The organism is Actinomadura sp. NPDC048032 (genome assembly GCF_040653175.1).
GTDB lineage: Bacteria > Actinomycetota > Actinomycetes > Streptosporangiales > Streptosporangiaceae > Spirillospora > Spirillospora verrucosospora.
In genome coordinates, this window is sequence record NZ_JBEZJP010000062.1 from 18,357 (window position 1) to 27,486 (window position 9,130).

8 protein-coding genes are annotated in these 9,130 nt (G+C 72.4%); 2 read left to right on the top strand and 6 right to left on the bottom strand.

Translation table 11 applies throughout. The features are described 5' to 3' along the window. Window position 1 precedes the first annotated feature (1 nt). The 6 genes from AB0C69_RS11685 to AB0C69_RS11710 form a co-directional block, all read right to left on the bottom strand. Window positions 2-1,120, bottom strand: coding sequence for a serine/threonine protein kinase (locus AB0C69_RS11685; protein ID WP_360352746.1), 1,119 nt, complete (start codon window positions 1,118-1,120; stop codon window positions 2-4). After that, a complete protein-coding gene (locus tag AB0C69_RS11690; RefSeq protein WP_353832166.1) occupies window positions 1,117-2,601 on the bottom strand; it encodes an iron-containing redox enzyme family protein in 1,485 nt (494 codons plus the stop codon). Before AB0C69_RS11690 ends, AB0C69_RS11685 begins: the two co-directional genes overlap by 4 nt. Then, window positions 2,598-3,677 (bottom strand): 50S ribosomal protein L11 methyltransferase, encoded by a 1,080-nt coding sequence (locus tag AB0C69_RS11695; RefSeq protein WP_345182870.1) that lies wholly within the window; start codon window positions 3,675-3,677, stop codon window positions 2,598-2,600. The genes AB0C69_RS11690 and AB0C69_RS11695 overlap by 4 nt, the downstream gene beginning before the upstream one ends. Further along, entirely contained in the window at window positions 3,674-4,036 is a 363-nt protein-coding gene (locus AB0C69_RS11700) for a Rieske 2Fe-2S domain-containing protein (RefSeq protein ID WP_089310854.1), read from the bottom strand. Before AB0C69_RS11700 ends, AB0C69_RS11695 begins: the two co-directional genes overlap by 4 nt. A gap of 117 nt (window positions 4,037-4,153) precedes the next feature. Next, a complete protein-coding gene (locus AB0C69_RS11705; protein WP_360352749.1) occupies window positions 4,154-5,545 on the bottom strand; it encodes an iron-containing redox enzyme family protein in 1,392 nt (463 codons plus the stop codon). A 524-nt stretch (window positions 5,546-6,069) separates the two neighbouring features. Next, the gene (locus AB0C69_RS11710) at window positions 6,070-7,053 is read right to left on the bottom strand and encodes a helix-turn-helix domain-containing protein (RefSeq protein WP_360352751.1); all 984 of its coding nucleotides are present in this window, start codon (window positions 7,051-7,053) and stop codon (window positions 6,070-6,072) included. A 108-nt stretch (window positions 7,054-7,161) separates the two neighbouring features. Here AB0C69_RS11710 and AB0C69_RS11715 point away from each other — a divergent pair, with 108 nt between their 5' ends. Together AB0C69_RS11715 and AB0C69_RS11720 are read left to right on the top strand one after the other, a co-directional pair. After that, window positions 7,162-7,623, top strand: coding sequence for a rhodanese-like domain-containing protein (locus AB0C69_RS11715; RefSeq protein ID WP_360352753.1), 462 nt, complete (start codon window positions 7,162-7,164; stop codon window positions 7,621-7,623). Window positions 7,624-7,825: 202 nt separating this feature from the next. Next, window positions 7,826-9,130, top strand: a 1,305-nt coding sequence (locus AB0C69_RS11720; RefSeq protein ID WP_360352755.1) for a DEAD/DEAH box helicase, incomplete at its 3' end; no start/stop codon positions are given.

Here is a 9,130-nt window from a genome sequence, read left to right on the forward strand (position 1 = left end):
GTCAGGAGAAGTAGTCCTCGGGCCCGCCGCGGCGGCGGACGTCGAGGGTGGCGCAGTGGAAGCCGCCGCCGAAGGTGTTGACCGTGCGGAAGGGGACGGGGATGGGGGTGAACCCCTCCTTCTCCAGCAGCCGCAGCAGCTCGGTCTCCTGCGCCTCGACGAAGATGCGCTCCTGGTCGAGCATCAGGGTGTTCATCGCGATCCACCGGCTGCAGAAGTACATGGTCTGGTCGGCGGGGATGGCGGGCTCGGGGCAGACCAGCACGTCCCAGCCGGCGAACATCTCCGGCAGCTCCGGCACCCGCTCGGGGTTGATCAGCACCCGGCCGGGACGCAGCGGGACGAACGTGGCGTTCATGTGCATCGGGTGGTCGTCGGCGAACGCGACCTCGTGCACCCGGAACTCGCCGCCGAGCAGCCGCCGCACCCACTCGATGCCGAACCGGTTGGTGACGTGGCTGCGCTGCACGAGGATGTCGCGGCCGAACCGCATGAAGTCGCCGGCGTCCACGATCGGCTCGAACTCGGTGATGACGGACGTCGCGTCCGGGAACGGGTCGGCCGGGGACATGGTCTCCGGTTTCGCGGCGGCGTAGCCGGGGTTGAAGGACGCGTCGGTGAGCTGCGGCTTCGGCGCCGCGACCCAGCGGGCGCCGCGCCGGAAGTAGTCCTTGAAGATCGTCCGGAACGGGTGGGTGGCGAAGTAGTACGACCGCCAGCCCATCGTCGCCTCGACGATCTGGTCGCCCGCGACCAGCGCGATGTCGCGGGGGAAGGTGTGCGACGAGCCGCCGGTGGACGTCCAGTCGGCGGTCCCGAACGGGCGGGACTGGTCGACCGGGTCGGGGCGCCGGACCGTGACGCCCTCGCCCTCCAGGATCGACACGAAGCCGTCGAGCTCCTCGCGGGCCGCCTCGACCTGCTCCTGCGGGAAGCCCCCGCCGCCGTTGCGGCGGTAGAAGTCCCACGCCTCGGGCGGAACGGTCGCCTCGATCGCCGGATGCCACGGCGGGACGGCGGCGCCGTCGATCACGCCGACGATCACCTCTTCCAGCGGGTCCCACTCGTTGTACGAGCCGACCGGGGCGGGCTGCCCGGCCCGGGGTGCGCTGTTGGTCATCGCGACGTCCTCTCCACGGTTCGAACGGTCACCCGGGCCTCGGGCGAGGCGGCCTTCAGGCCGTGCAGGCGGCCGCGCGGCACCAGCAGCACGTCGCCCGTGCCGAGCCGGTGCGGGCGGTCGGTCGCCCACGCGTACACGTCCGCCTCGCCGCTCGTGATCTCCACGAGCCGGTCGGAGTCGTACACGCCGGTGCAGAACGGGCTGTCGGGGCGGAGCGTGCTCGCCTGCGCGTCGTCCATCGCGGAGGACGCCAGCGCGGCGCCCGCCTCGGTGTGCCGGTCGAGGGCGTCGGCCCAGGCGATCTGCGCGCGGAAGTCGGCGTCGCCGAGGCGCAGCAGCAGCTTGGTGTCCTCGATGCCGCGCACCAGCTCGGGGATGACCAGCTCGCCGTGCGCGCGGGCCAGGCCGAGCAGCAGGTTCTCGTAGGTCATCCGCCCGTGGTGGACGTCGATGTGCGCGTGCTCGTCGCAGTACTTGGCGTCCACGCGGTCGCCGTAGACGGCGCGGAGCATGGCGCCGGTGTCGGCGAACCCCTGCGCGAACAGCCACTCCAGGTACGTCACCGCGGCCATGTAGCGGAACATGCCGCGGTGGTCCTCGGTGAGCCAGTTGAAGTAGTTCACCCCGACCAGGGAGCTGGTCAGGTAGAAGTTCCAGTACGCGTGCACGTCGGTGCGCAGCCCGACGCTGGCCAGCATCTCCTTGAAGATCGTGCTGTGCTTGGCGCCGTAGACCCCGTACCCGAACTCGTCATTGAAGATCTTGAAGAGCTCGGACTGCTCGACGCCGTAGGAGCCGCCGAGGTTGCGCGCCATCGCCGACGCCTCGGTCAGCGCGTCCAGGGCGAGCTGGATCAGGTGCAGCGCCGCGGCCTCCTCCGGCCGCCGGCACTCGGTGATCAGCCGCATGGTGCCGGTCGGCTCGGCCGCCGCGTCCACCGCCGGGTTGCTCCCCGACGCGTCGGCGGGCGCCCCGGCCCCGCCGACCTCGGCGAGGAAGTACGCCTGGAGCTCCTCCAGCGTCCGCACCGGCGGGACGGTGACGGCGTCGTCCAGGAAGGAGAACGCGTACCGCTCCAGGCCGGGCCGGACGGCGTCGCGCAGCGCCCGCACCTCGTCGCCGTAGAAGAGCTCGAAGTCGTCCTTCGCCGAGGCCAGCCCGGCGGGGGGCAGCAGGATCATGTCGCTCTCGTAGGCGTTGCACAGCACGCGGCCGGCGATGAGCTGGCCGCCGCCGAGGAACTCCGCCTCCGTCGCCGGGACGGAGAAGTCCCGGTCGGCGGCGCCCGGCGGGCCGATCGGCCGCCGGTACGGGTTGCCCTCGACGAGGACCTCGGGACCCGGCTGGAAGATCCGCTGCGAGCAGTAGGCGGCGAGGGCGCCCGCCGCGGCGGCCGTCGGCGCGGTCCCCGTTGTCACCATGCCCGCCGTGGCCTCGTCCGCGGCCGGTGCGGCGATCGCCTCCGTCACGGCGGTCACGCGACCACCTCCTCGGACTGCACCTCGAAGCGGACGCACTCGCCGTCGTGGGCGGCGACCAGCGACACCGGCAGGTCCGGCTGGACGTGCAGGGGGACGGGCAGGCACTGGATCGCCTGCTTCCAGTGCGAGTCGTGGCCGGGCGCGTTGTCGACCACGATCCCCGGCATCAGCTCCATCTCGAACCAGAACGCGATCGCGTGCATCGTGCCCGCGGCCGTCGGCCGGACCGTCAGCTCGGTGCGCTGCGGGCGCGCGTCCGCGGTGTAGAAGTCGAACTCGAACACCGTCACCGGCTCCGACAGCGCCCGGTGCTCGTGCCGGTGCAGCCGGGAGTCGAAGTACTCCAGCGTGGACAGCCGGTTGAAGGGCGCGAGGTCGAACCCGTACAGCTTGCCGACGTGGTTCTTGCGGTGCAGCGGCTCGCTCTCGACGAGCTGCGCGAAGATCCGTCCCCGCGACGGCATGATCGTCGCGTCCGGGGCGAGGAGGTGCTCGCGGGCGTGCGCGATCGTGCCGAGGATGCCCTCGCCGAGCAGCCCGCAGTCGACGATCTCGGTGACCAGCAGGCCGGCGCGCCTCGGCAGGTCCCCGGGCACGGTCATGCGGGTGGACATCTTCGACACGACGCCGACCGCGTCGTCGTACCCGGCCACCCGGACCACCCGCGCCGCCGTCTCGGCGACGGACGGCTGGCCCTCGCAGGCCACGACCTCCCGCGCCCCGGCCCGCGCCGCCATCATCGCCAGCAGGCCCGACCCGGCGCCGATGTCGAGGACGAGCGCGTCCGGGGCGGCCGCGACCGCCTGCCGGATCGCCCGGTCGTACAGCTCGGCGCGCTCCTCGTCGTGCAGCATCTCCCAGTGCCAGCGGGGGACCGAGCACCGGACGGCCCGGTTCCGGCCGATCAGGGCCTCCTGGTTGTCGGCGTCCAGGCCGAGGATCAGCTCGAAGGCCCTGGCGGCGTCCTCGTAGCGGCCCTGGTGGTGCAGGTCGCGCCCCCACCTGAGGAACTCGCCGAGTTCCATTCCGTCGCGGATCTCGGTGACCGCGCCCTGCGGCTGTGCGCTGTTCATCGGCTCTCGGCCCCTTCGTCGTGGGTCGGGTCGGGCGGCAGGTTGGCGAGGATCTCCTTGTGGATGACCGAGACGGGTGCGCCGGTGTCCGGAAGGACGACGACGGCCTCGTCCCCGCTGCGCACCATCGGCAGGCAGGAGCGCTTCACGGCGGAGACGCCGACCTTCGTGCCGTGCCAGGGGCAGCTGAGCCGCCGCCCGTCCGGGGTGCGGCGGGCCAGGCTGAGCGGGCCGCCTCGGTGCGGGCAGTGGTCGCGGACGAGCAGCGACCGCTCGCCCTCGTGCAGGACGAAGTAGCGGTCGTGGCCGACCATCACGGTGTTGTGCCGACTCAGATCCATCACGATGACGCGTGCCATCGGCTCCTCTTTGTCGATCGGGCGCGGCCGGTGACGGGCGGGGACGGCACGGGGCATGGCGCGGTCAGGCGGGGCGGGAGACGGGAGTCTCGGTGGGAGCGTCGGGGACGGGGAATGTCAGGCGGGAGAGACGGCGTGGAGCAGGCAGGCGGTCTCCGGCGTCGCCGGCCGGATCCCGTAGAGGCGTCCGCCGGGGATCAGCAGGGCCTCGCCGCGCGCGAGCCGCTCGGGCGGCCCGGTGGGGGTCGTGACGAGGTCGGCCTCGCCGCGCTCCACCTCCAGGACGACGTCGCCGTCATGGCTGCGCGTCCCGAACGGGCTCGCGGTCGTCAGCGCGACGCGCAGCGGCGGTTCGGAACCGGTCCGCGCCGAACCGGCGAGCTCCCGGTGCCGGGGGAGGTCGTCCGCCCAGCGGATCTGCGCCGCGGTGTCGTCCTCGAACCAGCCGCCGACCAGCCGCGCCTCGGCGATGCCGCGCAGCAGCTCGGGCACGACCCGCGGGCCGTGCCGGCCGGCCAGGGCCAGCAGCACCTGGTCGCGGGTGATGCGCCCGTGGTGCTCGTCGATGTGCGCGTGCTCGTCGCAGTAATGCAGATCGACGGTGTCGCCGAATATGCCGCGGAACACTTTGATCATTTCGACGAATGCGGGGGCGAACACCGCTTCCGCATAAGTGACCGCGCCCGCGTAGCGGAAGAATTTCGCATGGTCGCGGGACAGGTAGTAATAGTAGTTGTTCGTCGCCAGCGGTCCGGCCAGGTAGAAGTTCCAGTACGCGTGCACATGGGTCGCCATCGCGCGGCTGCGCAGCATTTTGGCGAAGATCGTGGTGTGCTTGGCGTCGTAGACCCCGTAGCCGAACTCGTCGATGAAAATCTTGAACAGGGCGGACTGCTCGGGCCCGTAGGCGCCGGCGAGGTTGCGCGACATCGCGGAGGCCTCGGTGAGCCCGTCCAGGGCGAGTTGCACCAGGTACAGGTCGGCGGCGCTCTTGCGGTCGCGGGCGTTCGCGATGGCGGTGAGCGCGGGCGACGGCCCGGCGGCGGCCTCCTCCACGACGTGCTGGAAGTAGGCCTCCAGCACGTCGGGCGTGGCGGCGCCGCTGACGTCCACGGCCTCGTCCAGGCAGCCGAACGCGAAACGTTCCAGTTCCGAGACGGAGCCTTCCCGGAGTTCCTTGAGGTCAGGGCCGTAGAAGAGGTCGAAATCCTCGTAGAGGCCGTCGAGCCCCTGCTCGGGGAGCAGCACCGTCTCGGCCTCGTAGAAGGTCCCGAGCAGCCGGTGCGCGGCGAGGGAGCGGTGGGCCGCCCACTCGTCCGGCCCCGGCGGGCCGTCGAAGTCGGACTCGGCCAGCGAGTCCGGCACGAGCATGCGGCGGTAGGGGTTGCGGCCGTGGACGACCTGGGGGTCACCGCGGAACAGCGGGTGGCCGGCGAACGCCAGGATCCGCTTTCCGAGGGTGCCGCCGGCGCGTGTGGCGGCAGGGGCTGCCTGCGGTTGAACTGTCATTTACTTGTACCGTTCACCTGACTACTCAAGGGTCGGGTGTAGCTGAGGGCGTGCGTGGCCGATTGTGTCGGCCAGGGTCGCTGAGAACGGCTTCCATTTGTTGGTGGGATGAACAAATGTTGCGGAGTGAAAGTGATCTATTACCGGCAGTAAGAGACCGCTTCCTCTCGGCTGCGGGGCAGATTAACAAAGGGTTTGGGCGGTGATCAACGATTGAGCTGGAACTTTGTGCCGGAGTTCGGCTTTCCCGCCGCGGGGCCGGACGTTTCGGTCGCGTCCAAAGTGATCTTGCGGGCTTTCGGTCCGGCCGGCGCCCGCGCCCGTCCCGCGGCCCTGACAGCCGCGCTGACCTCGTCGACCCTGGCGGTCACCGCGGACGCGCGCCGGTCGCGGGCGCGGCGTGACCCACCCCTGACATCCGTGACTTCTGCTGGTCAGGAAACTCGGGGGAAACCCCGGTTCGTGACCGTAACCGGACGCACCTCCCGCCGCTGACCGCCGGCGTCCCGCCGCCCCCTTTCGGGTCAGGGGGCGGCGGTGGTGCGGAAGGTGCGGCGGTAGGCGGACGGCGAGGTGCGCATCGCCCGGGTGAAGTGGTGCCGGAAGGTCGCCGGGCTCTCGAAGCCGACCGCCGCGCCGACCTCCTCGATCGGAGCGCCGCCCTGCTCCAGCAGCGGCAGCGCGGCCAGGACCCGCTGGCCGACCACCCAGCGCAGCGGGCTCGTCCCGGTCCGCCGCTGGAAGCGCCGCAGGAACGTCCGGGGCGCGAGGCAGGCCTGCTGGGCCATGCGGCCCACCGTGATCGGCTCGGCGAGGTGGTCGAGCGCCCACGCCATGGCCCGCGCGACCGGGTCGTCCTCCCCCGGCGCGACCACCGCCGCCTCCACGAACTGCGCCTGCCCGCCGTCCCGGTGCGGCGGCACGACCAGCCGCCGCGCCACCGCGTTGGCGACCCTGGCGCCGTGGTCCTTGCGGACGAGGTGCAGGCACATGTCGAGGCCCGCCGCGCTGCCCGCCCCGGTGAGCACGTCGTCGCCGTCCACGTAGAGGACGTCGGGCGTCACCCGGACGCCGGGGTGGCGCCGGCGCAGCAGGTCGGCGTACCGCCAGTGCGTGGTGGCCGCCCGTCCGTCCAGGAGCCCGGCGGCGGCCAGCGCGAACGCGCCCGAGCAGATGGACGCCACGCGGGCGCCCCGCGCGTGCGCCTCCCGGAGCGCCGCGAGGACCTCCGGCGGCGGGTCGCGGTGAACGTCGGGGACGGCGACGACCAGGACGGTGTCCGCCGACGCGAACACGTCCAGCCCGTGCTCGGCCGTCATCGTGAAACCGCCCACCGCGCGCATCGGGCCGCGTTCCAGCGAGCAGACACGCAGGTCGTACCAGGGGACGTCCAGTTCGGGGCGGGGCAGCCCGAAGACCTCGACGACCGTGCCCAGCTCGAACGGCGCCATGCCGTCGAACACCAGCACCGAGACGGTGTGCCGGCGGGACGGGGTGGCGACGCGCATGGCGAGATCTTAGCGATACGCGGCATTCACGCCACTTCCGGACGCGCCGCCGGACCCCGAGGATCGAGACGGCCACGAGAGACTTCTCACCTTCGAGGGAGCCCGAGCATGAACGCAGCCGACCAGACGCCCGCCGCCACCGCCGCAGAGGCGCTCCGCCACTTCTCCGCCCGCCTCGCCTTCGAGACGGACGTGTCCGACGTGGCCGCCCGGCTCGCCGAGGGGACGCCCGGCCTCGTGGTCGTCGACACCCGGAGCGCCGAGAGCTGGGCGCAGGGCCACGTCCGGGGCGCCGTCCACCTGCCCACCGCCGACATCGCCGAACGCGCCGCCGCGCTCGTCCCCGACGACGCGGACGTGGTCGTCTACTGCTGGGGGCCCGGCTGCAACGGCGCCCAGAAGGCGGCGCTGGAGTTCGCGAAGCTCGGCCGTCCCGTCAGGGAGATGCTCGGCGGGTTCGAGTACTGGGCCCGGGAGGGCTACCCCGTGCAGACCGGTGGCGGCGCCGTCACGCGGCGTTCACCCGACCCGCTCACCGCCCCCGTCAACGGTGTTTCGTGTGCTTGCTGAGCGTGCCGTGGCGCATGTTCCTTCGGAGACGGGGCATAAGGTCGTCCCCTGACGACGTTAGACTCTAGGAATCACTCTTCGGCGCCGACGAACGGCGCCAGGCTCGTCCTTGCAGGCCAAACCCAGCGCGGTGCCTCCCGAGACGTGCCCCCCTCTCGGAAGGTAATGCGTGACCACAGCTGCCGCTGAACAGAACCCCACCATGCCCGCCATCGCGGACGAGGAGAGGGTTCCCACTTTCGCCGAGCTCGGCCTCCCGCCGGTTCTGGTGAGCGCCCTGGTCCGCCAGGGCATCGAGGCGCCGTTCCCCATCCAGGCCGCCGCGATCCCCGACGTGATGGATGGGCGCGACGTCCTCGGCCGCGGCAAGACCGGCTCCGGCAAGACCCTGGCGTTCGGACTGCCGCTCCTGGCCCGCCTCTCCGGCCGCAAGGCCGCCCCCAAGCGCCCCCTGGCGCTGATCCTCGTCCCGACCCGCGAGCTCGCCCAGCAGGTCCAGACCAACCTGGAGCCGCTCGGCCGCGGGCTCGGCCTGCGCTTCAAGACCGTCATCGGCCAGACCTCGATGTTCAAGCAGATCGACGCGCTGCGCCGCGGCGTCGAGGTGCTCGTGGCCACCCCCGGCCGCCTCAAGGACCTGATGCGCCAGGGCGCCTGCGACCTGTCCGACGTCGAGATCGCCGTGCTCGACGAGGCCGACCACATGGCCGACATGGGCTTCCTGCCCGACGTCACCGACATCCTGGACGCCGCCAAGCCCGGCGGGCAGCGGCTGCTGTTCTCCGCCACCCTCGACAAGGACGTCGACGTCCTGGTCCGGCGGTACCTGAACGAGCCGGTCACGCACGCGATCGGCCCGGTGGACGAGTCCGTCGCCACCATGGACCACCACCTGCTGCTCGTGGCGCCCAAGGAGAAGAGCGCCGTCACCGCCGAGATCGCCAACCGCGAGGGCCGGACGATCCTGTTCGCCCGCACCAAGCACGGCGTCGACCGGCTCGCCAAGCAGCTCACCCAGGCCGGGGTCCGCGCGGCGGGGCTGCACGGCGGCAAGAGCCAGGGCCTGCGCACCCGCACCCTCGCCGAGTTCCGCGAGGGCACCATCAGCGTGCTGGTCGCCACCGACGTCGCCGCCCGCGGCATCCACGTCGACGACGTCTCCCTGGTGATGCACGTCGACCCGCCCGCCGACCACAAGGACTACATGCACCGCGCCGGGCGCACCGCCCGCGCCGGCGAACGCGGCACGGTCGTCACGCTCGTCCTGCCGCACCAGGTGCGCTCCACGTCCGCGATGACGCGCCGCGCCGGCATCAACGCGCCCCGGACCCGGGTGTCCACCGGCGACTCCGAGCTGGTCAAGCTGACCGGCGCCCGGCAGCCGTCCGGCATCCCGATCGAGGAGCCGATCATCCCCGAGCGGCCCGCGCGCCGCGAGGGCGGCCGGGGACGGCCGGGCGGGCGCGGTCGCGGCCGCGGCCCGCGCACCTTCGACCGCGAGGGCGGC

What these genes read in the sequence shown, in the direction of transcription:
- AB0C69_RS11710 (WP_360352751.1), bottom strand. Translation starts at nt 7,053, where the DNA reads ATGCGCGTCGCCACCCCGTCCCGCCGGCACACCGTCTCGGTGCTGGTG.
- AB0C69_RS11695 (WP_345182870.1), bottom strand. Translation starts at nt 3,677, where the DNA reads ATGAACAGCGCACAGCCGCAGGGCGCGGTCACCGAGATCCGCGACGGA.
- AB0C69_RS11700 (WP_089310854.1), bottom strand. Translation starts at nt 4,036, where the DNA reads ATGGCACGCGTCATCGTGATGGATCTGAGTCGGCACAACACCGTGATG.
- AB0C69_RS11715 (WP_360352753.1), top strand. Translation starts at nt 7,162, where the DNA reads ATGAACGCAGCCGACCAGACGCCCGCCGCCACCGCCGCAGAGGCGCTC.
- AB0C69_RS11685 (WP_360352746.1), bottom strand. Translation starts at nt 1,120, where the DNA reads ATGACCAACAGCGCACCCCGGGCCGGGCAGCCCGCCCCGGTCGGCTCG.
- AB0C69_RS11705 (WP_360352749.1), bottom strand. Translation starts at nt 5,545, where the DNA reads ATGACAGTTCAACCGCAGGCAGCCCCTGCCGCCACACGCGCCGGCGGC.